The 22,652-nt window shown below is 58.8% G+C and carries 22 protein-coding genes; 12 read left to right on the top strand and 10 right to left on the bottom strand.

The features are described 5' to 3' along the window. Positions 1 to 36: 36 nt before the first annotated feature. On the bottom strand, positions 37 to 987 hold the full coding sequence (locus ABD903_RS13140) for a hypothetical protein (RefSeq protein ID WP_345224920.1): 951 nt from the start codon (positions 985 to 987) through the stop codon (positions 37 to 39). Beyond that, positions 987 to 1,904, bottom strand: coding sequence for a DUF58 domain-containing protein (locus tag ABD903_RS13135; RefSeq protein ID WP_345224918.1), 918 nt, complete (start codon positions 1,902 to 1,904; stop codon positions 987 to 989). The genes ABD903_RS13140 and ABD903_RS13135 overlap by 1 nt, the downstream gene beginning before the upstream one ends. A gap of 107 nt (positions 1,905 to 2,011) precedes the next feature. Here ABD903_RS13135 and ABD903_RS13130 point away from each other — a divergent pair, with 107 nt between their 5' ends. Beyond that, positions 2,012 to 2,380, top strand: coding sequence for a DUF4296 domain-containing protein (locus tag ABD903_RS13130; protein WP_345224916.1), 369 nt, complete (start codon positions 2,012 to 2,014; stop codon positions 2,378 to 2,380). Between the two features lie 27 nt (positions 2,381 to 2,407). Here ABD903_RS13130 and ABD903_RS13125 read toward each other — a convergent pair whose 3' ends face one another. The 5 genes from ABD903_RS13125 to egtB form a co-directional block, all read right to left on the bottom strand. Next, positions 2,408 to 2,752 carry a tRNA-binding protein gene (locus ABD903_RS13125; protein WP_345224914.1) on the bottom strand — a complete coding sequence of 115 codons (345 nt, stop codon included), beginning with the start codon at positions 2,750 to 2,752 and terminating at the stop codon, positions 2,408 to 2,410. Positions 2,753 to 2,777: 25 nt separating this feature from the next. Then, positions 2,778 to 3,353, bottom strand: coding sequence for a DUF922 domain-containing protein (locus ABD903_RS13120; protein ID WP_345224912.1), 576 nt, complete (start codon positions 3,351 to 3,353; stop codon positions 2,778 to 2,780). Positions 3,354 to 3,395: 42 nt separating this feature from the next. Further along, a complete protein-coding gene (locus ABD903_RS13115; RefSeq protein WP_345224910.1) occupies positions 3,396 to 4,772 on the bottom strand; it encodes an MATE family efflux transporter in 1,377 nt (458 codons plus the stop codon). Between the two features lie 80 nt (positions 4,773 to 4,852). Further along, positions 4,853 to 5,854, bottom strand: coding sequence for an L-histidine N(alpha)-methyltransferase (gene egtD, locus ABD903_RS13110; RefSeq protein WP_345224908.1), 1,002 nt, complete (start codon positions 5,852 to 5,854; stop codon positions 4,853 to 4,855). Positions 5,855 to 5,975: 121 nt separating this feature from the next. Continuing rightward, positions 5,976 to 7,289: an ergothioneine biosynthesis protein EgtB gene (gene egtB, locus ABD903_RS13105; protein ID WP_345224907.1), complete on the bottom strand. Its 1,314-nt coding sequence runs from the start codon at positions 7,287 to 7,289 to the stop codon at positions 5,976 to 5,978. 283 nt (positions 7,290 to 7,572) lie between these two features. Between egtB and ABD903_RS13100 the strand changes: the two genes are divergently transcribed. The 9 genes from ABD903_RS13100 to ABD903_RS13060 all read left to right on the top strand — a co-directional run bounded on the left by ABD903_RS13100 (position 7,573) and on the right by ABD903_RS13060 (position 18,627). Continuing rightward, entirely contained in the window at positions 7,573 to 7,893 is a 321-nt protein-coding gene (locus ABD903_RS13100) for a hypothetical protein (RefSeq protein WP_345224905.1), read from the top strand. A gap of 102 nt (positions 7,894 to 7,995) precedes the next feature. Beyond that, positions 7,996 to 8,247 (top strand): hypothetical protein, encoded by a 252-nt coding sequence (locus ABD903_RS13095; protein ID WP_345224903.1) that lies wholly within the window; start codon positions 7,996 to 7,998, stop codon positions 8,245 to 8,247. A 102-nt stretch (positions 8,248 to 8,349) separates the two neighbouring features. Next, on the top strand, positions 8,350 to 9,417 hold the full coding sequence (locus ABD903_RS13090; RefSeq protein WP_345224901.1) for an o-succinylbenzoate synthase: 1,068 nt from the start codon (positions 8,350 to 8,352) through the stop codon (positions 9,415 to 9,417). Positions 9,418 to 9,576: 159 nt separating this feature from the next. Then, positions 9,577 to 10,782, top strand: coding sequence for an aspartyl protease family protein (locus tag ABD903_RS13085; protein ID WP_345224899.1), 1,206 nt, complete (start codon positions 9,577 to 9,579; stop codon positions 10,780 to 10,782). 241 nt (positions 10,783 to 11,023) lie between these two features. Beyond that, positions 11,024 to 12,199 (top strand): lysophospholipid acyltransferase family protein, encoded by a 1,176-nt coding sequence (locus ABD903_RS13080; RefSeq protein ID WP_345224897.1) that lies wholly within the window; start codon positions 11,024 to 11,026, stop codon positions 12,197 to 12,199. A 287-nt stretch (positions 12,200 to 12,486) separates the two neighbouring features. Beyond that, positions 12,487 to 13,494, top strand: coding sequence for an alpha/beta hydrolase (locus ABD903_RS13075; RefSeq protein WP_345224896.1), 1,008 nt, complete (start codon positions 12,487 to 12,489; stop codon positions 13,492 to 13,494). A 186-nt stretch (positions 13,495 to 13,680) separates the two neighbouring features. Further along, entirely contained in the window at positions 13,681 to 14,214 is a 534-nt protein-coding gene (locus ABD903_RS13070) for a phasin family protein (protein WP_345224893.1), read from the top strand. A gap of 375 nt (positions 14,215 to 14,589) precedes the next feature. After that, positions 14,590 to 16,275 (top strand): ABC1 kinase family protein, encoded by a 1,686-nt coding sequence (locus ABD903_RS13065; RefSeq protein WP_345224891.1) that lies wholly within the window; start codon positions 14,590 to 14,592, stop codon positions 16,273 to 16,275. 204 nt (positions 16,276 to 16,479) lie between these two features. Next, positions 16,480 to 18,627: a hypothetical protein gene (locus ABD903_RS13060; protein WP_345224889.1), complete on the top strand. Its 2,148-nt coding sequence runs from the start codon at positions 16,480 to 16,482 to the stop codon at positions 18,625 to 18,627. Between the two features lie 131 nt (positions 18,628 to 18,758). On the opposite strand, the gene ABD903_RS13055 is transcribed toward ABD903_RS13060, so the two are convergent. Next, on the bottom strand, positions 18,759 to 19,295 hold the full coding sequence (locus ABD903_RS13055; protein WP_345224888.1) for a hypothetical protein: 537 nt from the start codon (positions 19,293 to 19,295) through the stop codon (positions 18,759 to 18,761). 50 nt (positions 19,296 to 19,345) lie between these two features. Beyond that, positions 19,346 to 19,834, bottom strand: coding sequence for a hypothetical protein (locus tag ABD903_RS13050; protein WP_345224886.1), 489 nt, complete (start codon positions 19,832 to 19,834; stop codon positions 19,346 to 19,348). A 153-nt stretch (positions 19,835 to 19,987) separates the two neighbouring features. Here ABD903_RS13050 and ABD903_RS13045 point away from each other — a divergent pair, with 153 nt between their 5' ends. Together ABD903_RS13045 and ABD903_RS13040 are read left to right on the top strand one after the other, a co-directional pair. Continuing rightward, complete coding sequence (locus tag ABD903_RS13045) at positions 19,988 to 20,290, top strand: hypothetical protein (protein WP_345224884.1); 303 nt, start codon at positions 19,988 to 19,990, stop codon at positions 20,288 to 20,290. An 83-nt stretch (positions 20,291 to 20,373) separates the two neighbouring features. After that, on the top strand, positions 20,374 to 20,667 hold the full coding sequence (locus ABD903_RS13040) for a hypothetical protein (RefSeq protein WP_345224882.1): 294 nt from the start codon (positions 20,374 to 20,376) through the stop codon (positions 20,665 to 20,667). Between the two features lie 73 nt (positions 20,668 to 20,740). On the opposite strand, the gene ABD903_RS13035 is transcribed toward ABD903_RS13040, so the two are convergent. After that, positions 20,741 to 22,489 (bottom strand): phospho-sugar mutase, encoded by a 1,749-nt coding sequence (locus ABD903_RS13035; protein WP_345224880.1) that lies wholly within the window; start codon positions 22,487 to 22,489, stop codon positions 20,741 to 20,743. Positions 22,490 to 22,652 lie beyond the last annotated feature (163 nt).

Genomic DNA, 22,652 nt, shown 5'->3' with positions numbered 1-22,652 from the left:
CTGCCGGAGTTCAGTTGCCAACTTACCAACCAGACCTTACTGCCGGCCCATGAATGCGTCGGCTACCGCGTCGTAGCGGCGGTCGGCAAATTGGCGCAGGGCCGTTAGCGCTTCATCGGTTTCGGCCACCGCGTCGTCGGGCAGTTGGTTGCCGTAGATAACGCGGTCGGCAAATTGCAGGGCTTTGCGCACAGCGGGGTCGTTGTTGTAATGCGTCACGATTTCGCGCGTAGTAAGCGTGTTCAGGGCGTTGCCTTCGAGACGGGCCAGGTAGTTTTTCCAGAGCGTTATGGCGCGTTCCATGTTGGTCAGGGAACGGCTGAGCTCAAAACGTTCAAGATGACGGGCGTACTGAGCCAGGAAGTACAAGTGGTTACGACGCAGCTTGTAGAGTTGGAAGCGCCGCCGCAAGCGCCGCCCGAAGCTCCACCAGACAATACCGGCCAACGCCAGCAAGCCAACGGCCGCCGCTATCCAGTATGGATAGTTAAACCGCGGCTCGATGGGCAAGGGCGCGGTGGTTTGACGTAGCGGTGGCAGGTCTGCATCGGGTGCCAGGGCCGGCGCGGTAAAGTGTAAACGCACGATGGCCGGGTTGGGGCGCAGCTGCAGCGTATCGCGGCCGCGGAGTACGGTAACGGATGGGGCCAGCTGCAATACGGAGTCGATGGAGAAAGTGCGCAGTGTGTAACGGCAGCGGTCTACGCTCACGCCCTGCCGCGTGCGGGTAGGCCAGAAGCGCCGCGACACGTACTCAAATGGTTTAAAGTCGGCCGTGGAGTCGGGAAAAACCACGTTCAGGGCCGGGTCGTGGCGAAACGTCAGCTCAAACTCAATCAGCTCGCCTATGCGCACTTCGGGCCGTAGAAAACGACCCTGCGGCAGGGTGTCGGACGCGCTAACGGCCGCCGAGGCAGACCCGGCAAGCAGCAGCAAAGCCCCCAGCCAGGTCAACCAGCGAAACGAGGAAACCAGGGCCAGCGTCATCAGGAAGAGCTGGGCCGGGCGGGGCCGCGGCGGTTGCGCAGGCGAAACAAGTTTACCAGCTGGGGTACGTAGTCGCTGTCGGTGGAAATGGAAATGAACGCGGTTTTCTGGCGCCGGCAAATCTGGCCAATCCGGTCACGGTTTTGCTCGTAGGTGAGGCGGTAGCGCGCCCGCCACGCTTTGGAGGAGGTGTTTACCCACACCGTGCGGCCGGTTTCCTGGTCGCGCAGCGGTACAATGCCCAAGGGGGGGAATTCCTGCTCGCGGCGGTCGAGCAGCTGCACCACCACCAAATCGTGCTTGCGGGCCAGCATCGTTAGCTCCCGCTCAAAGTCCACGTCAATGAAGTCGGAGAGCAGCAGCACCAGTGTGCGGCGCTTGAGCAAGCCCAGGGCCTGCCGAATTCCGGCCGCTACATTGGTGCCCGGACTGCTGGGTTGCAAGCTGAACAACGATTTGATGAGCGCGTACGCGTGCCGGATGCCTTTACCGGGCGGCAAATACAATTCCTTCTGATCAGAAAAAGCCAACACGCCCAGCTGCGCGTCCTGCCGCGTGGCCGACAGGGCCAGAATGCCACAGATGTCGCGGGCCACGTCAAGCTTGCGCTGGCCCTCGGCGCCCACCAGCTGCGAACGGCTTACGTCAAGCAGCAACAGCACCGATTGCTCGCGCTCTTCTTTGTAGGTTTTCACGAACGTGCCGTGACCCTTGGCCGAAACGGCCCAGTCGATGGCCCGAACCTCGTCGCCGTATTGGTAAAGGCGCACGTCGTCGAACTCCAAACCGGTGCCCTTGAATACGGAGTGAAAATCGCCCTGCAATTGAGCATCCACCACCTTGCGGATGCGGATTTCCAGCTGCCGCAAGCGGCGAAGCAACTGTTGGAGCGACGTTTCGGGGGCGGGGCTACTCATCGAGAGGGCTAAAATACGCAGCCAAACCCAAGCCGTAGGTGCAGGCCGTTGCGCTTGCCTAACGCCCTGCACCTACGGCAAGGCCGCCAAGGTGTTATCTTTGGGCTGTGAAAATTTCGCTGTTCGCGTTCCTGCTCCTGCTGCTCGGGCTGTTTACCCAATGCGGCCGCCCCGAAGAACCCACGCCGCCGGCCAAATTAGTGCCGCAAGACAAGATGGTGGCGCTGCTTATCGACATTCATTTGCTGGAGGCGCGCGTAGAAGCAGCCTCCATGCAGGCCGATTCGGCCCGGGCCCTGTTCAACCAGCAGCTGAAGGATATCTACTGGCGCCATGAGGTAGAGGAGGACGTATTCCGCCAGAGCTACCAATACTACGCCGTGCACGACAAAGACCTGGAGCAACTCTACGCCACGGTTATCGACAGTCTGGGGCAGCGGGAAATAAAGCTCAACGAAGCTACCGGCAGCAAATAACCCCGGGTATGTTAAGCTGAAAAACGGCTAAGCCAAGCGGCTGCCGTTGGGTACAGGCGCGGCCAGGGTAGCCAGCACAATGCGACCTTCTGCGTCGGGGGCACCGGTCACCAGCACCTCGGAGCGAAACGGCCCGATTTGCTTCGGCGGAAAATTGACCACGCACAGCACTTGCCGGCCCACCAAGGTTTCGGGGGTGTACAGGGCCGTTATCTGGGCGCTGGATTTGCGGCGGCCTAGTTCCGGACCAAAATCGATGAGCAGCTGATACGCTGGTTTGCGGGCTGCGGGAAACGGGTTGGCTTCCAGAATGGTGCCCACGCGCAACTCCACGCGCTCAAACTCGGCCCAGCTTAAGGGAGTGTCGGTCATGTGGGCAAGGTACGCGGCTGGGCGTTTACTCGGCGGGCTCGGCCAGCGCAAAAGCCTGTAATTCGGTGAGGCGGGTTTGCACCTTCTTCTCCCAGGTTTGCTGCTGCACTAGGTTCAGACCGTGGTTGCTTTCCACGTCGTAGCGTTGCTGCTCGCGCTTCCACTCCCAAATGGTTTGCTTCATGAGGTTGTTGAAAGCAGGCTGCAAATGCTCGCAATCAAACTTCGTTTCCTTAAGGCGCTGCCGCATACGGCGGGCGTAAACTTCCGTGAGGTCGAAGTGGGTTTGCTCGTGACGCAGCAAGGCCGCCGAAGCCGTTTTCGGCGTTTTCACCCACGATTCGGAAGGCGTAAACGTGGCCTGCACAGTGGAGGAAAACACATAGTCCTGGCAGCCCACCTGCGCCCCAATGTTAGCCGTAGTGAGGGCGTGCAACGGGTCGGCCGATGTAGGCTTGGCCTTGAAGTCGGCCCAGGTAAGCGGGCGGCGCGCCGACCACACCAGGAGCTCGGGCTGCGCTTTAGCGGGTGGCGGAGCGGTTTTCGGACCCTGCTGCGGCATGAACAGCAGCGGCAGTACCATCAGTAGCAACGAATGCATAACAGCGAAAAGTAAAGCAGCCTACGGGGCTGGTGTGCCGGCTTAACGCAAAACTTCGGTGGGTTCGTTCACCGCCAGGCTACGGGCTACGGAGCGCGTACTGAGTACCGAAAAGCGGAACAGCAGCAGCGCCGCTACCAACGACAGGCCCAGCAGCAAGCCCAGCCACACGCCCGGCGCCCCCCAGTTTAAGACAAATCCCAGAAAATATCCCAAAGGCAGGGCCGCCACCCAGTACGCCAGCAGGGCAACCAACGACGGAATTTTGACGTCGTGCAGGCCGCGCAATGCGCCCAGGCCCACCACTTGCAGCCCATCGGAAACCTGAAACAGGGCCGCTACCAGCAGCAGTGTGGCGGCCTGGGCCAGTACGGCTGGGTCGGAGTTATACAGCGTGGGAATGTAGTGGCGGAACAGAATCAGCAAAAGGCCGCAGCCACCCATAAACGCGAAAGTGAAAGCGTACGCGGCAAATCCGGCCCGGCGGGCTCCCAGCCAGTCGCCGATGCCGCGCAAATTACCCACACGAATGGTGGCCGCCGTGGCAATACCGCTCACGGCCATGAACGTTACCGAGGCCACGTTCAGGGCAATGCGGTGCGCGGCTTGCGTGCTGGGACCCAGCCAACCGGCCATAATACCGGCCACGCTGAAAGCGCCTACTTCAAATACCAGGTGCGCCGCGATGGGCAGCCCAATTCCAAATAAATGACGTTGGGTAGCCCAGTCGGCGCGCCAGCTGGCGGCGGCTCGGTAGGGCTGCAGCCGCGAGGCCCGCAAAACGTACGCAGCCATCAGTGCCGCCATAAGGCCGCGGGCCAGGAGTGTAGCCCACGCGGCACCCATCATGCCAAAGGCGGGGGAGCCCAGCTTGCCAAATACGAAGGCGTAGCACAGCACACCGTTTAGCACGTTAGCCAGAATGGAAAGCTGCATGGCCTGCCGCGTAAGTCCGAGGCCTTCGGCAAACTGCCGGAAACCCTGAAACACCATGAGCGGAATCAGCGACAGAAACATTACGCGGGCCCAGGGAATAGCCAGCTCGACTACTTCCGGCGCCTGGTTCAGGTACTTTAGAAACGGCAAAGCCAGCCAACCCGCAGCCGCCAACAAAAAGCCGGCGAAAGTGCAAACCAGCACGCCACTCGTGAGCAACTGCCCGATGCGGTGCACGTCGCGCTGGCCGTCGGCGGTAGCTACCAGCGGTGTAATGCCCATCGAGAGGCCCAGGCCCATCATCATGAACACGCTGACGATGTCCACCGACAGCGACACGGCGGCCAGCGGCACTTTGCCCGTGTGGCCCACCACCACGCTGTCGACCACGTTCACGAGAACGTGGCCCAGCTGGCTGAGCACCACCGGATAAGCAAGCAGCACTGTGGGGCGAAGGTGCGGGCGAAGGTCGGCCAGGGCCATATCAGAAACAGAAAATTCCCCGCAAAGGTAGCTTGGCCGCGACCCTCGCCCACGTGCCGGACTTCGTGAATGTTCGGGGCTTACTCTGCCGGGGCCAGCAGCACGTCGGCAAACCAGTGCTGCTCGTCGGTAAATACTTCTTGAACCCGCAGGCCGGCCGCCTGCGCAAGAGCTTCTATTTGCGGCAGAGTGAACTTGTAGGAGTTTTCGGTGTGAATAGCTTCCCAGGCCGCGAAGGAAAACGTTTTGCCGAGCGCACCAACGTGTACCTGCTGGGCGCGGCGGCTCACCAAAAAGGAGCGCATAACGCCTTCCAATGGGTCGTATTGGGGAAAGTGCTGCCACTGCTCCAGCTCGAAGTCGGCTTGTAGCTCGTGGTTGAGGCGGGTAAGCAGGTTCAGGTTGAAGGCAGCGGTAACCCCTTGCGAATCGTCGTAGGCGGCGTGAATATGCCGGGGGTCTTTGCGTAAGTCAAAGCCGAACAACAGCCGGTCGTCGGGGGCCAGGTGCCTAGCCAACTGCTGCAAAAAGGTCAGGCGGTCGGGCGGCAGGAAATTACCGATGTTCGAGCCCAGAAATAGCACGGCTTTGCGGCCCGGTACCTGGCTGAGCGCGGGCAGGGCGGCGGTGTACTCGGCCGTGAGCGGCTGCACGCGCAAGGTGGGCAGCTCCAGGCTTAGGCTCTGGCTTAGCTCCTGCAGGGCCGAAGGCGAAATATCCACCGGCGCGTACGTGAAGTCGGCGCCGTTGCTCAGTAACTCGCGTAATAAAATCTTGGTTTTCAGGCCGTCGCCGGCACCTAGTTCCAGCAAGTGCAAGGGCGCGCCGTCGACCGGTGTAAGGGCGGCCGCAATAGCTGCGCGGTGGCGGCTCAGTAGGCCGAACTCGGTGCGGGTGGGGTAATATTCCGGCAGCTCCATGATTTGCTGAAACAGCCGGCTGCCCACCTCGTCGTAGAAATACATCGACGAGAGGGTGCGGGGCTGGCGGCTGAGGCCACTAAGCACGTGCCGGGCCAGCGGCGTATCGAGAACAACAGGAGCGGAGCTAGAAACGAGGTCGGGCATAGTGGGGGAGGGCATGGTGGCTTGCTAAACAAGCGACCGAAGAGGAAGTAAGTTTGACTTGACCGAAATGGGCACAGGGCCGTTCGGGCAGCACTATCGGTTTTTGCATGAAAACCGACGTGCGTAGAAACACGGCTTACAGGCCCCGCGCCAAGCGAATCCCGCTGAATTGCCAGCGCTTATCGGCGTGGAAGAAGTTGCGGTAGCTGGTCCGAATGTGGCTAACGGGCGTTGCGCACGAACCGCCCCGCAGCACCATTTGGTTGATCATGAACTTGCCGTTGTACTCGCCTAAAGCCCCCGCTGCTTTCTGGTAGCCGGGGTAAGGATGGTAGGCCGAGTACGTCCATTCCCAACAGTCGCCAAAGAGCTGGTGGCACTCATCATCGGCGGCATCGGCAGCTAACGGGGCCGGGTCAAAGCGGCTGCTTTCGAGGAAGTTGCCGTTTTCAATATTCGGTGAGAAATGCCGGGCTGCTAGTTCCCACTCGGCCTCAGTAGGCAAGCGGGCACCCGCCCAGTGGGCGTATGCGTCGGCCTCGTAAAAGCTGATGTGCGTTACCGGCGCGGCTAAATCGAGTAGTTGCAGGCCGTGGTGCGTGTAACGCAGCCACTGCCCATCGCGCTCCACCCAATACAGCGGCGCCTGCCAGCCTTCAGCTTGCACCAGGTCCCAGCCTTCGCCCAGCCAGTGGCGGAAATCCTGGTAACCGCCGGCTGCCATAAACTGCAGGTATTCGGCGTTGGTCACAAGCCGGTTTTGCAGCTCGAAATCATCAACATACGTGCGGTGCACCGGCAACTCGTTATCGAAGCAAAAACCGGGAGCGTCGCCGTTCGTGGGTTGGTAGCCGATGGTGCCGATGCCGCCGGAAACCCGTAGCCAGGCGGGCGGCGGAGCCGTTGCGTTGCCGGGCGCGGGGGCATCGGTTCGGTAAGCCGGCGCCAGCGGATTGGTGCTCAGAATGTACTTGATGTCGGTGACTAATAGCTCCTGATGCTGCTGCTCGTGTTGCAGGCCCAACTCAAACAACTCCGCAAACGGCACATCGGAGGCGTCGGCGTAGGGCGCGAGCAGCCGGGCCATGTGCTCGTCAACGTAGGCACGGTAAGCGTACACGTCGGCCAGCGGCGGCCGCGACAAAGTGCCGCGGTCGGCGCGGTTTACGCGGCTGCCCAACGAGTTGTAGTAAGAGTTGAACAGGAACGCGTACTGCTCGTGAAATACCTGGTAGCCGGGGAGGTGCTTGGCTAGCAGGAACGTTTCGAAAAACCACGTGGTGTGGGCCAAATGCCACTTCGGCGGACTTACATCAATTACGGGCTGAACCACCGTGTCTTCGGGCAGCAGCGGGCGGCATATTTCGGCTGTTTGGCTGCGTACGGCGGCGTAACGGGCAGCCCGGTTTTGGGCGGGGGCGGTGAGTACAGCGGCGGGTGAGTCCAACATGATTTTGAGCTTAGCAGGTGCGAGTAAACTACGTAACCAGCCGGAGGATAGCCTTGTTAACGGACCACTTTCCCTGTGGAGAGAATGGTAAATAACTGATTGTTAATGTATAGTGACTATTGAATACAAGTGAGGCGTTAGCCGTTGTGCCTCAACCCAACCGCTGCTTGGGCGTAAACCAAGGCACGCATGACACCCGGCGGCACCGGCAGTTTGACTCCATGAAAGCAGCGGCTGCCGAAGCCTACGGGTGGTTGGTTCCAACTTTTAATCTGTACCCACCATGGCAAATAAACAGCAAGGCCAACGCAGTCAAAACGACCAGAATGCCGCCCAAAACCAGAACTCGGCCGGCGGCCAGAGCCAGAGCAACCAGTCCACGCCGCAAGCGCAGTCCGGCGGTTCTACCGATGGCGACCGGTCGGTGCGCAGTGGCCTCTCGGGTCAGGCTAGCCGCCCCCACCGCGTGGGCGACAGACACCATGCCGACGACCAGTACGACCCGCAAAACCCGTCGTTGAGCCGGGGGACCGGCATGACGGCCCCCAGTAACAAGGGCGGCCGGCAAAGCAATACGGCCGGCCAAAACAACGACAAGGGCTAAGCCCTCCGCTCAACGTCCGACGAGCTTTTGGCGTATGCCGTAACGCTCCGCACCCGGAGCGGCGGCGGCGCCGTCATGTTTTCCCCTGATAATTCCCTGTTTATGGCTGAGCAACCAGCAAATCGTGCCGATCAACAAGAAGACGCCGAGGCCATGACCCGCCCGGGCAGCCAGAGCAGCAGCGGCATGTCGACCCGTACCGACGACGCCCTGCTCGAGGCCATGCAACGCGAGCAGAAGCGTACCGGCCAAGCCCTCAATGCGCCCGACGCCACTGGCGAAGCCTCGCCTGACGCTGCGCATACGCCCATCAACCGCAACCCGGAAGCCACCACCGGCCCCGTTATCGATTAAGCTCCCCACCAGCTTCGGCTGCACGCCGCGTCGCCGCTCTTTCGCTTACCGCGAAGAGCAGCGGCGCGGCGTTTACTTTTGCCCGAACTCATCTGCTGTCCCATGCCGCTACGTTTGCACTACTCGCGCCGCGCCTTGCGCTTTAATTTCCCCGCCCGTACTTCGCGCGGCGCCCTCACCGAGCACGTGGCTTGGTACCTGCACCTAACCGATACCAACCAGCCGGACCAGCGGGCCGTGGGCGAAGCGGCGCCGCTGGCCGGGCTCAGCCCCGATTTCACTCCCGAATTCGAAGCGCGGCTGCATACCCTGTGCACCGATTTCAACCGCGCACAGCTAACCGAAGCTGGGCAAGTAGATGCTCAGGCCTGGGTGGAGCCGCAATGGCCTGCCTTGCGCTTCGGACTGGAAACGGCCTTGTTGGATTGGCAGGGCGGCGGGCAACACCGGCTGTTCGACAACGCGTTCAGTCGCAGCGAGGCGGGCATTGCCATTAACGGTCTGGTGTGGATGGGCGACGCGGCGTTTATGGGCGACCAGATTCAGCAGAAACTGGCCCAAGGCTACCGCTGCCTAAAGCTCAAAATCGGCAGCCTCGATTTTGTCACCGAACTGGAGCTGTTGGCTCGTATTCGGCAGGCGGCCAGCCCCGCAGAGCTGGTATTGCGCGTGGATGCCAATGGTGCCTTCAGCCCCGCCGAAGCCCCCGGCAAGCTGGCTCGTTTGGCCGAATACTCCTTGCACAGCATCGAGCAGCCCATTGCGGCTGGCCAGCCCGCAGCTCTTGCCGCCCTTTGCCGCAGTTCGCCCGTGCCTATTGCCCTCGATGAGGAACTGATCGGTATAACTAACCCAGCCCAACAAGTAGCTCTTCTCGAGGCGGCCCGGCCGGCTTACATAGTCCTAAAACCCACTTTGCTGGGCGGCTTAGCGGCCACCGCGCACTGGATTGAGCTGGCAGAAGCCCGCGGTATTGGGTGGTGGCTGACGTCGGCGCTGGAGTCGAATGTGGGCCTGAATGCCATCAGTCAGTTCACGGCGCAATACGCGCTGGGCAACATGGCCCAGGGCCTGGGAACGGGCCAGCTCTACCATAACAACGTGGCCTCGCCGCTGCGGGTGAGCGGCGGGCTGCTGCACTACGATTCCCACGGTCAGTGGGAAGTATGAAAGAGGCAAAAACACAGGGAAGCGACCGATGTTTAGTATATTATACCGCCTATCCTTGATTTGCTTTTCCCGCCAGCTATGGCTCCGCCTGAGTTGCTTACCCGCTTCCGTACCGGCCGAGAACGGTGGTTAATTCTGCGGAGTATGTTGCTGGCGCTTATGTTACTGCCGTTGCTGGCCGAGGGGCAAAGCGTTTTTCAGTTTCACCCGCAGCGCCGCAACAGCGTGCGCATGCCTTTTCAGCTGGAGCGCAATCTGGTGGTGGTGCCGGTGCAGCTTAACGGCCGGGGTCCTTACTACTTCATGCTCGATACAGGGGCCGACGCATCCATCATTACCGACCCCACCCTGCGCGAAACCCTCGGGTTGCGCATCGGGCAGCAGTACATGGTAGCCGGAGTAGGAGAAGAGGCACCCCTTACTGCTTTCCAAACCGATGGTGTAAAGGTGGAACTGGGCGATGGAAAAGTAGTGGCCCCCAACATGTCGATGCTGCTGCTCTCGGCTGATGTTTTCAACCTCTCGTCGTATGTGGGGTTGCCTGTACACGGCATTCTGGGGTCCGATGTATTCCGCAACTTCGTGGTCGAGATTCAGCCGGAAAACCGCACCATCACGTTCACCCGGCCGGAAAAATTTAGGCGGCCGTGGGGCCGGCGCTGGGCGCGGCTGCCCATCACCATTGAAGGCAGCAAAGCCTACGTGGAGACCAAGGTCACTCTGCTTGATTCGGTGGAAGTGCCGCTGCGGCTGGTGCTCGATACCGGTGCCGGGCACGCCCTGTCGCTCGAAACCGGCTCCGATGCCCGCATTAAGTTACCCCCCCAACGCCTGCGTACCCTCTTAGGCCGCGGCCTCAGCGGCGAAATTCACGGGTACCTCGGCCGCGTGAGTGGGCTGTACCTGGGCCAGTATCGGGTTAAATTCCCAATCACGTCCTTTCCCGATGAGCAGTCCGTGCGGGCCCGGGTGGGAGTGCCGCGCAACGGTAACCTGGGTTTCGAGCTGCTCAAGCGCTTTCACGTTGTTATAGACTACCCCCATAACCAGCTGCTGCTCCGGCCCAACTCGCTTTACCGCGACCCGTTCGAGCACGACATGTGCGGCATCGATTTGCTGGCAACCGGCGGCAACTATCGGCGTTACATCATTAAGCGCGTGGAAGCCGGCTCGCCAGCCGCTGCCGCCAACCTCCAGCTCGATGACGAAATTATCTCCATTAACCTCGTGCCGGCCAACACCATGTCGCTCACGCAAATAGGGCGGCTGCTTCACTCCGCCGACGGCCGGCAACTGTTCCTGCTCGTGCGCCGCACCGATGGCGAGATGGTGGTGGCGCGCATCAAACTCAAGCGGCAGATATAAAGATAAGGCCATCAACTGTTCCAAGCGTTCCGCTAGCCGTTTTCTCAGGTAAAAGCATGGCGTGTGCTGTGGTGTTTCAAGGGGGGCGGACGCACGTAATGGAGCCCTAGTGTTGCGGGGTTGAGAAGATGGAGCAGCATGCAATGGCTAAGCTTATTGGGCAATGTGTGGCCAAACACCTACCTTAGAAACGCCCCCGTAGCGCAACCGAGGCCATTGGTTGCTTGCCGTACTTGCTCTCATGTCTCTGGTTTCCCCTTCCGCCGCTCTGCCGCCGCCTTCGGCCGCCATCCAGGCCAACCAGCACATCTACGACGATTTCTTCGACGAGGAATTCGTGCGTACCCTCGATGAGAATGTGCTGCAATTGCTGGACAGGGTGTGGTTTCGCTCCGAACTGGTGGGGTTCCTGGAGAATTTTCCGCAGCGCAATAACCCTGAGCGCCCCCTTATTTTCTGCTCGAACCACTCGGGCATGGCTTTCCCCTGGGATGCCATGGTGGCCCTTTCGCACCTGTACCGCCGCATACCGCAGCCCCACGACCTACCCCGGCCATTGTCCGCTCCGTTGCTGTCAGCTTCGGCTCTTATGAACCCCTTTGTGCTGCGCAACTTCTGGAAGCGCTGCGGCTGTGTAGACGCCACCACGCTCAATTTCGAGACGATGATGTACTACAACGACCACAACCTGATGTTGTACCCCGAGGGCGTACCCGGCATTGGGAAGGGGTTTAACAACAAGTACAAGCTGCAGCGGCTGGCTACCAGCATCATCCGGCTGGGTATTCAGCACCGTACCGATCTGGTGTTTTTCTCCACTGTGAACGGGGAATACCTGAACCCGCACGCGTACAGTTGGGACTGGGTTAACCGCAAAAGCAAGAAAATCGGCATCCCGTTCATTCCCATTACCTGGCTGCTGATTCCTATTCTGCTGCAGCCCTGGATGTTTTATATGGCCTTTCCGGCTAAGCTCACCTTTGTGCTGGGCCGCCGCATAAAGCCCTACGAACTAACCGATAAACCGCACGACCAAATTTCCCGCGAGGAGTACGAGGCATTATCGGAGCAGGTGCGCGGCATGATGCAGGAAGATCTTGATGCGGCCGTGGCGCAATACGGGCAGCAGCCCTACAAGGCTGGTGAATTGTGGCAACGCATCAAGGAAAACATGCGGTACTTCCCCTTTTTCCTGCCCTCGTTCTGGCCGCTTATCTTCCACGAGTTCGAGCGGCTGTATACCAAAAAGGGCCGCCGTGACTTCAAAATGAGCCTTTCTGGCTTCGGAACCACAATGCGGCTCATCTGGCGAAATCCGTTCGTGATAAGCTTCTTTATTCCCTTGCTGGGCTGGATTCCCATTGCCATCCGCGGGTATTACAAAAACCGCATTGGTCAAAAGCTACCGGGGCAATAAAGGCCGAAGGCTTTGTACGGCTTCTGAACATCATTCCTTGCGGCCATTGCACAACGCCTAAACCTTGCATAGTTCTACCTGAAGATTAGGTGGGATACTTGGGTTAGCTTACTGTAAGGTAAAATACTATTCGGCTAAAAAACCAAAGGCCGCCAAATATTACTACCTTATTAACCTCGTGCACGCATCCTGCGTTTACGGGTTAAGCCGCTGATTGCCATACTCGTTCTGCTTGGCTACAAGAGTGCTACACCGCTCACGCCAAGTGATTCCCGTTTCCCCTTCTCATGCCATCGTTTCAGCATCAGCTGGTTAAAACCCTGCTTACTGCCGCTGCCGGCCCCATAGCCCGGCGTCGGCCTACCATTAATTCCTTGCGGTTAGGGCTGGAAGTCAGTACCCTGTTGCAGTTCATGCCTTGGAACGTGCACTTCGAGCGCGTACCCACTGAAGAAGGCATTGTAGCTGAATGGATTGAGCCCAAAGGTGCCGATCAAAACCGGGTGCTGCTGTACCTGCACGGCGGTGCGTACGTCATGGGTTCGTTAAATACCCATCGGGGCTTCATTGGGGCGCTGGCGCAGCGCTGCGGCCTGCGCGCCCTCTCCGCCGATTACCGTAAAGCCCCCGAAAACCCATTTCCCGCGGCCCTGCACGATGCCGCTGCCGCTTGGAACTGGCTGCTCGACCAGGGCTACCGCCCACAGGATATCGTACTGGCCGGCGACTCGGCCGGCGGGGGCTTGGTGCTGGCCTTGTTGCTGCACCTGCGCGATATCCGGCAGCCGCTGCCGGCCGCAGCACTTTGCCTCTCGCCCTGGACTGACCTCACGATACCTGCCATTGAAGACTATGCCTTAGATGGCTTGCCCGACGAAGCCAAACTGGTAGAAGCCCTGGAAATACGCGCTTGGGGCCGTCTGTACGCCGCCGAAACGCCGCTGCACAACCCGCTCCTTTCCCCGCTGCTAGCCGAGCTGCACGACCTGCCGCCGCTGCTGCTGCAGGTTTCCGATGCGGAATTGCTTTACCACGACACACTGCAACTAGCTGCTAAAGCCCGCGCCGCGGGCGTACCGGTTACGGTGCAAACCTTTGAAGGCTTGGTGCACTGGTGGCATTTATTCTGGCGCACGGTACCCGAGGCCAAGGTAGCCCTAACCCAGGCTGCCGACTTTACGCAGGGCATCTGGCGTGCGCAAGCCGACGCGCAGGCGCTAGCTACCGCAACTGTTCACCGCCAGAAACAGGCCAAGCAAATGCAGATGCGGGCCGTGGTACAGGCTGTTTCGTGAACTGCTCAGAAATGGTGAACAAGGCGTGAATTTTTTCTGCAAAAAATTGGGGCTCAGGTGCCCACGTATATATACCTTTTCGTAGGTTTGTGCTAGTTGTTCGGCATGCATACTATATTTGCCGATGCTAGCCCGCCTGGCTGGCTTTTTTGCTTACCTGTCACCCCCTCAATTTTCTTTAAGCTCATGGAAGACCTCTTTAAAAAGTTCATCTACGCCGGCGTGGGCTTCGTTTCGCGCACCAACGACCGCGTGCAAGACACCATCAACCAGTTGGTGAAAGAGAACAAACTCTCGCAGTCGGAAGGCGAAAAGATCATGGCCGAGCTCATGAAGAACACCGACACCAAGCGCAAGGAGTTTGAAACCCAGCTCGGCAGCATTGCCAAGCGCGTGATGAAGGGTATGGGCGTAGCATCGGACGCAGACGTGGCCGAGCTAAAGAAAGCTGTGCGAGGTGGTTCGAGCAGCAGCAAGTCATCGGCTGCTTCGTCGAAAGCTGCTACGGGTAGCACCGGCGGCGCCAAGAAGGCTTCGGGCAGTTCTGCGGCGGCTGGCAAAGCCACCACTGCGGCCAAAGCAACTACGAAAGCCGCTGGTGCGGCTTCTACTGCCGCTAAGAAATCGGCAGCTGGCAGCAAAGGCGGTGCGGCTACGGCCAAGAAGTCAACGGCTTCGGGCGCTTCGTCGGAAGGCGGCTCCTCGAGCAGCAACGCGTAAGGTTATTGCTTTCAGCTAAACGACCCTGCCCGCGCAATTCGCGGGCAGGGTTTGTTGTGTTTGGGCTGTGGGAGACGAAGGTTTGTAAGTAGTTTAGAGTCTATCCGAAAAAGCCAGAAGGTCATGTCGCGCTTGTCGAGACATCTCGCTGGATAGTAGTTTTCTCGATGAGCGACGCGGTTTAGTATCCGGTATCAGCACGCGAGATGTCTCGACAAGCGCGACATGAGGTTCTGTAGTTGCCGCTGCTTGACTTTTCGGATGGGCTCTTAGAACAGAAACGCAGCCCCGATTAATCACCCGTGCTCGTTGTGGCAGCCCTGCTGAAAACCCACAACCTCGCAAACCCCTGAAGATTTCCCATTTTCACGCCTGATGTTCAAAAACACGATTACCAACCTGGGGCGCATCCGCGAAGTGGCGGAGGTGCTGCTGCGCTACGGCTTTGAAGATGCGGTAACCACCACGGCGTTGCGCCGGCTGGTGCCCAACCGCAACCGCCAAACCTGGCAGCACGGCAACCAGCCCGTGTTTGAAATGTCGCGCTGGGAGCGGGTGCGCATGGTAATCGAGGAGCTGGGCCCCACGTTTATCAAACTAGCCCAGGTACTCAGTAACCGCGCCGATTTGTTGCCGGCCGAGTTGGTAGCCGAGTTCGAAAAGCTGCAAAGCAACGTGCCGCCTTTCCCGGTAGCCGATGCCAAGCGCATCATCGAAGCCGAGATAGGCAAGCCCCTAAACGCGGTCTTCAGCGAGTTCGAAGACGTGCCGCTGGGTTCAGCTTCCATTGGGCAAGTACACAAGGCCCGCTTGCTGGACGGTACCGATGTGGTGGTGAAGGTGCAGCGGCCCACGGCCCGCGAGAAAATAACTACCGACCTGGGCTTGCTGCGCGAGCTGGTGCGGCTGACGGCCGGTTACCTGCGCAAACACGGCCTGAGCAACCCGCAGGACATAGTAGAGGCTTTCGAGCGGAGCATGATGCTGGAGCTGGATTACTCCTCCGAGGCCCGCGCCATGGAGCAGTTCCGCAAGCTCTACGCCGATTACACCACGTTTTACGTGCCCAAGCCGTTTCGCGAAATGAGCACTAGCAAGGTGCTGGTGATTGAGTTCGTGAGCGGTTGCAAGATTACCGACAAGGAACAGCTGCTGCGCTGGAACCTGGACCCCGCCACGGTGGCCGAAACGGGCATGGACATTTACCTGACCCAGATTTTCGAGTTCGGTATTTTCCACGCCGATCCGCACCCCGGCAACGTGCTCGTGCGCCCCGACGGCACCGTGGTGCTCATCGATTTTGGCATGGTGGGGCGCCTCACCAAGCAGCAGAAGTACGCCTTTGCGGGCGTGTTTATTTGCATGGGCCAGCAAGACGCCCGCGGCATGGCCCTGAACTTCCGCCGCTTGGCCCTAACCTCCGATATCCGCGACATGCGCGCCTTCGAAGGGGATTTGCAGCAGCTCATTGATGACTTTTCGGGGCTCGATGTAAAGGAAATGAGTATGAGCGCCCTAGCCGAGCGCCTGCAAAACGTCATTTACAAGTACAAGCTGCAAGTGCCGGGCTCGGTGTTTCTGATTTTGCGGGCCTTGGTAATTCTCGAAGGAATTGGCAAAGTGCTGCACCCGGCGTTTAACACGTTCGAGTTTGTGCGGCCTTACGGGCGCCGGCTGGTACTGGAGCAGTATTCGGTGAGCAACGTAACCACCGAGCTGCAGTATACGGGGCAGCAGCTCCTGGCCTTGTTCTACACCCTGCCCACCGATTTGCGCCAAATTGTGCGCAAGCTCTCGAAGGGTGACTTGCGGGTGCAGGCCCAATTGGGCGGCTACGCGCCGCTGTTACGCACGGCCGAAAGGTTGGTGTCGCGCACCATTATTACGCTGCTGGCGGTGGCCTTTCTGCTGTTCTCGGGCTTGTCGTTGCTGGGCAATTACCCTGCGGCCCAAATGCCGTATTACCGCGGCTTGCCCGCCATAACGTGGTGGGGACTGGGGGCTACCGGCTTCTGGCTCATGGTGCTGTTTATTCTGACCATTCGACGGGAAAAGCCCTAACAGGAAAGACGGGCTTTATCTAGTCAGGTTCGAGCAACTCCGAAAACGGAGCACAGACAACTGCATGCCGAAACCTAAGCTGACCCAGGCGAGGCAGCCCGTTGATTTTTCGCGTGAAGCGGGTTGCAGCTCCGCTATTCAGAAGTGAACTTTGCTGCCTCATCGGCCAACCCTGCGAACGGGCTGGCGCTTGGGTTCTGCGCTGTGCGTTTATCTTTTGCTTTTCGCTGGTTAGGGGCGCTGTGTGCCTGGCTGTTGTTTTCGAATGTTGCTCAGGCACAGGTGCCGCTGCTGCGGGAAGTAATTCTGAACACCGACACCGCCAGCTACCAGCTTAGCAGGCATACCACCATTGTACAAGGCGAACCGGCGCTGTATTTCTGGTTTCGGCGCGACGACGAGACGGTAGAGCTACGGCTAATGCCCGAACGGACGACCAACCCACAGCTGCTGCGCCTGCGCCGCTCGGTTGATTTCCGGCAGCTCGATTCGCTCACCCGCGAAGCCGACGGCTCCTACCGCACCCGCCTGAAGTTTCAGGACCTGACCAGCGCCCAATTCGTGCGCTTGGTAATTGAGCAGCCCGCCGAAGCCCCGGGCCAAGAGCCGCGCCGCGATGTGGTGCCGCTGTTGCCGCTTGCCCGTACCACCGTGGGTCTGCGGGTAGCCGATGAGGAGCTGTACGTAGGCGAAGAAAAGGTGCTGGAACTGACCAGCTCAAACCCGCGAAACATCCGCGCCACTGGCGAATGGGTGCGCGGTACCGATTTTGATTACCGGCTCACCAACGATAAAAGCGGTGTGCTGCGCCTGCACGTATTGCCCAATCAGTTAGGCCGACGTGCGTTGGTGGTAAAGCTGCAGTCGGAGCGGCCTACGTTGCAGGCCGGCGGCAAGCTGAACTACCAGTTGCCGGTACTGCGCCAGGAGTTTACCGTGAAAGCCAGTCGGCTGCGCTTTCTGTCGCCTGATAAGCGCAGCGTAACGCTCGATGAGCAAAGCCGACGCCGCGGTATCGAGCTGATTTTAGACAACGGCCGCGCCTTTGAGCTGCGCCGCACCTACCGCATAGAGGACCAGGAAGAACCGGGTGGAGCACTAGTGGCTGAGCTGTTCACGCGCCAATACCTCACCAACGACCGGGTGCTGTGCTACCTGCGGCCTTACAACACCCACCGCCAAACCGAGGGCTACCTATACATAAAAGACCAGGATCAGGCGCGTTACGTCACCAACCTCGACATCACGCCCAAAACCACCATCAGCGGCGTGCAACTGCTGCACCGCGGCGGCGACTGGACGTCTTCGCTCAACGTAAGCCCGGGCGAAACCGTGGACGTGCGCATAGAAGGGGAGGGGTTGCAGAAAGCTCGTTTTCACCTCGAGGATTTGCAGGTCGTGCCTTCCGATTCGGCGGTGCGGACGGATGCGCGGGTGGTGCTGCGCGTACAAGTGCCCGTTACCTACGACAAGCGCAAAAGCACCCTGCTGAACACGGGGCAGCCCACCGGGTTTGCCCTGAACGTACGGGAGTTTCAGCGGCCCCACCCGCTGGATTTTGTTACGGTAGGCTATGGCGAATCGGCCCGGCCCATAACGCGCCTGGGTGGGCCGGTGCTCTACGAGCACACCATTCGCGACGTGGTATTTCAGTTCAACCCCAACGGCATCGACAAAGACGCGCAGCTGTTTGGTAAGCAGTTCCTCAGCTTTGAGATACGCACCCTGAACGCGAAAGGGGAGCTAATCGAAATCCGAACCCTCGACAACCTGGTGGTTTGCCCGGGGGAAAGTTCGCCCCGCGCTGCCTTCTACCAAGACAAAGCCTGCCGCACCGATCCGCTGAGCCTGAATAGCCTACTATCGCGCAAAACCTACGATTTAGATGAATGGAGCCGCATTTTAGTAACCGTGAAGCACCAAGCGGCCCAGTACAGCGGCGAAACCGGCTATACCCAAACCGTGGAGCTGGTGCTCAAGCGCAAGTTTAAGTTCGATATCGACGTGAGCTTCCCGGCGGGCTTGCTCACCAAGCGGCAGGGCGAAACGGGCTACGGGTCGTTCAGCGGTATTTCGTTGGCCACCCTGGCGCAGTTCAGCTTTTACCACCCCGAGAAAATCAACCGCCTGCGACCTTACAAAATCGGCGCGGGCTTCGTGGCCCTGAACGCCTTTAACCTGACTTCCGACAACAGCGTGAAACGCGACTTGGGCATTGTAATCCTTGGTTCGGTGTACCCCACACGCCGGGAGGCCAAGCTTACGTTTCCGCTGTATTTGGGCGGCGGCTATTTCCTGTCGGCCAAAAAGTGGTTTTACATGCTGGGGCCAGGCATTGGGGTCAGGCTGTAATAGTATTGATTGGTATCAACAGCACCTGCCAATATCTCCACTTCACAAGCGAGAGGCCTATACCAATACTTGCTGATGGGTGCAGCAACCGGTGCCTTTTAGCCGGCTGACTCCTTTTCTCTGTTAATAGCTCACTGCAAAATCTCATCAGTGGATAGTACCACTGGAAGCATCAGTAAATGGGCCAGTTCATGGGCAATTGTCTGGGCCTTTGCCAGCTTGGTATAGGCAGCTACAATACCAATCGAGGAACCGGAAACGCTCAACAGTACCTGCCAGCCACGCTCGGTAGCTGTTAAGCCTAGTTGACCCGGAACGTGCTCCACCGGCAGGAGATGCCTTCGTTGCAAAGACCTAACCTGGATGCGTACAATTACGGGCAGGGGGTACCACCGGCCGAAACGCAGCCCCAGCACCCAAGTATAGCGCCGGTAACGACGCGGCGCCAGTTCAAGTGTGAAACCTTCGTAGTGTGTAAACACGGCCAGTATTATCAGTACGCCGATGGCGCTGGCAAATACCATGGCTACAGTGCTGGATTCAGTGAAAAGGCTGAGAGCAAGTAAATAAGCAGGAAGCCAAGCTGCCATTGCTGAGGCAATTCCCTTGTGCCAGTGCTCAGAAAGGAAATGCCGCCTGAGTATTCCGTCGTATGCATTTTTGCCCATCGTGGTGGGTGGCTTCGGGTGAAAGGGTTTTCGGTGGAAGTGGAACCTGATTACACTGATACTCCGTGTGCCGCTTCCTGCAGGGGCACATATACCTCCGGTATGCCGAGCGGTCTGGCTAAGTCCTCGGCTAGTTCGAGGGCTTCCGATTTGGCTTCCAGCGCCAGGCGCTCCACGATGATTCCCGTGGCAGACCCTTCCACCGACAGCATCACCACCAGGTATTCTTCGCGGTCGGTACGCATGCGGCCGGGCTTACCGGAAGTGCCCAGTTGCGAAAAGTACTTGGCCACGACCCGGCTGACGCTGGGCAGTTGTTCCCACCTACCGATTCGTAAGCCGCCAATCTTGCTGAAGTGCCGATACCGCCGGTTGGGAATATCGAAGGCCACTCCTTTGGCCGTGAAAAAGGGTAAAGCGGCAAGCGTGAAGCAAATGCCACTCATCACGGGCTGGCGAAAGAAGATGCCTAATCCGATAAGGAATAGCGCCCGTAGCCAAGTGAAGGCTGTGGGGGCGGGATTGGTAAGTATTTCCATTCCCCGAATCTACTCGACCTCTGGCTTCGTCGGAAAAAGCAACGAAACATAAGTCAGCAGGGCACAATAATTTTTTCCACAAATGCTTGTGCTGAAATATCGGTTTACTAACTTTGAATAACAAAGTACTTTAAAATAGCGAAACCAGATTCCATGAACACCACCTCAACTTCCTCCAACACGGTTTTCGACGTAATCAGCTGGCTGTTTGGCTTGCTTGCGTTGGCAATTGGCGTAGTCAACACGTTCTGGGGCAACGACCCTGGATTTGGGATGTTCATCATTCTGGTAGCCACGGTGTTTTTTCCGCCGATAAGTGCGCTGACCAAGAAGGTGACCGGCTTTGCCATTCCGGGGCTGGTAAAGGTGTTGTTGGCGCTGTTTATCCTCTGGTCGTCGTTGGGCGTAGGAGAATTGTTTGATAAGATAGACTTGATGATGGCCAGCTTTAACTAAGAAGCTCCGCCTCAGTCGCCCACGCGGCAGCCTGCCACAAACCGGGGGAAATTAATTGATAGTCAATTTGTTACTCGAAAACCATGGCGGAAAAGATCTTGAAAAGTAAAACCTCACCCGCAAACGTGCTCAGCTGGATTTTTGGCGTGGTGGTAGTTATAATAGGTGTGCTCAACCTGCTATTGGTGCATGCCGTGCCCGGTGCTGCTTACTTGCTGGTGTCGCTGCTGTATTTTCCTCCCACCAATACTTTTCTTAAGGAGAAAGTCGGCTTTGGCATTCCCGGGCTGGTAAAGATTCTCCTCGGCATCGTCATCATTCAGTTCACCCTAGGCGTGAGCGACCTGGGCGACATGCTAGATAAGTGGACGCTTTAAACTTCTGACTACATACAAAAAAGCCCGCTGCTTGAGAAAGGCAACGGGCTTTTTGTGTGGATGCAATGGCGGACTAACCCAACTGCATTTCCTGAATGATCTGCTTGATGCGGCCGTCTAGTTGCTGCTGGGCTTCCTCGAACGACTGACCGTTGCTGAACTCCTGCTTGAGGCTGAAGTAGAACTTGATCTTGGGTTCGGTACCCGAAGGGCGGGCTGAAACTTTGGAGCCGTCTGCGGTCAGAAACTGGAGCACGTTGCTGCGCTCGTGCTCCAGTGGCGTCTGCTGGCCGGTGCGCAGGTCGCGGGCTACTTGCTGCTGGTAGTCGAGCAGCTGCACCACGGGCGAGCCGCCGAGCGTAGCGGGCGGGTTCTGGCGCAGCTGGGCCATCATTTCCTGAATTTCTTCGGCGCCGCGCTGGCCTTTCTTGGTCAAGGAAATCAGATCTTCCTTGTAGAGGCCGTAGGTGCGGTACATCTGCACCATCTCTTCGTACAGCGTGCGGCCCTGGTCTTTGGCCACGGCGGCCATTTCGGCAATCAGGCAGCAAGCCGATACCGCGTCTTTGTCGCGGATAAAGGAGCCGATCATGTAGCCGTAGCTTTCCTCGCCGCCTCCAATGTAGTGGTGGCCTTCGTTGCGAGCTTCCAGGTCGCGGATGATGCCGGCAATGTACTTGAAGCCGGTAAGCGTTTGGTAAGACCGAATGCCGTAGTGTTTGGCCACGTCGCCGAGCACGTCGCTCGTCACAATGGTGTACACGATGTAATCCTTTTCCTTGTTCAGCTGGCCGGCTTTTTCGCGGGCCGACACGAGATAATGCGTGAGCAAGGCCGCGGTTTGGTTGCCGTTTACCAGCACCCATTCGCCGGCGGTGTTTTTCACGCCAATGCCCACGCGGTCGGCGTCGGGGTCGGTGGCAATAACGAGGTCGGCATCCAGTTGCTTGGCCTGGTCCAGCGCCATTTGCATGGCCACTTTTTCCTCGGGGTTCGGCGACTTTACCGTGGGGAAATTCCCGTCAGGAGTGGCCTGCTCCAGCACAATGTGGATGTTATCGAAGCCGAAGCGCTCCAGGGCTTTGGGCACCATGGTAATGCCGGTGCCGTGCAGCGGCGTGTACACGATTTTCAGGTCGTGCTGGCGCTGTATAGCTTCGGGGTTGATGCTGAGCTTCTTTACTTCACCCAAGTACGCTTCATCGATTTCAGCCCCAATGAGGTGGATTTTCGACTGATCAGCCGTGAACTTCACGTCGTCCACGTTCTGGATGGCGTTAACCTCCTGAATAATGTTCTTGTCGTGCGGCGCCACTACTTGGGCGCCGTCGTTCCAGTACACTTTGTAGCCGTTGTACTCTTTGGGGTTGTGCGAGGCCGTAACCACCACTCCGCTCTGACAGCCCAAATGGCGAATGGTGTACGACAGCTCCGGCGTGGGGCGCAAGGCCTCGAACAGGTACACGGTAATGCCGTTAGCCGAGAAAATGCCGGCGGCGGTTTCGGCAAAGAGCCGCGAGTTCAGGCGCGAATCGTGGGCCACCGCCACCTTGATTTCCTGGCCGGGAAACGACTTTAGCAAGTAGTTGCACAAACCCTGCGTGGCCATGCCCAGGGTGTAGCGGTTCATGCGGTTCGAGCCCACGCCCATCACGCCGCGCAGGCCGCCGGTACCAAACTCCAGGTCGCGGTAAAAGGCGTCGTTCAGGCCCTCTTCGTCGCCGGTTTCCTGCAGGCGGCGGATTTCGGCTTTGCTCTCGTCGTCGTAGTTGCCGGTAAGCCAGGTGTTGATTTTCTGTTGAACGTTCTCGGGAAAAGCCATAGCCAGATGGGTCGATTGGGCGGGTTTATACGCCAAAGAAAAGGATAGTTCGGTTACGCGAAACCGAGGCTAGGGTAAACCTCACATTATCATGCTATTGAACTGCGTCGGGATTTTGCCGCACTTGCATCGGCAAATCAGCACGTTGGCAAGTCAGTGCACA

This window comes from Hymenobacter koreensis (assembly GCF_039541855.1).
In the GTDB taxonomy this organism is placed as follows: Bacteria; Bacteroidota; Bacteroidia; order Cytophagales; family Hymenobacteraceae; genus Solirubrum; species Solirubrum koreensis.
The sequence above is the reverse complement of the archived record's forward strand: the minus strand, read 5'-3'. Positions and strand labels throughout refer to the sequence as shown.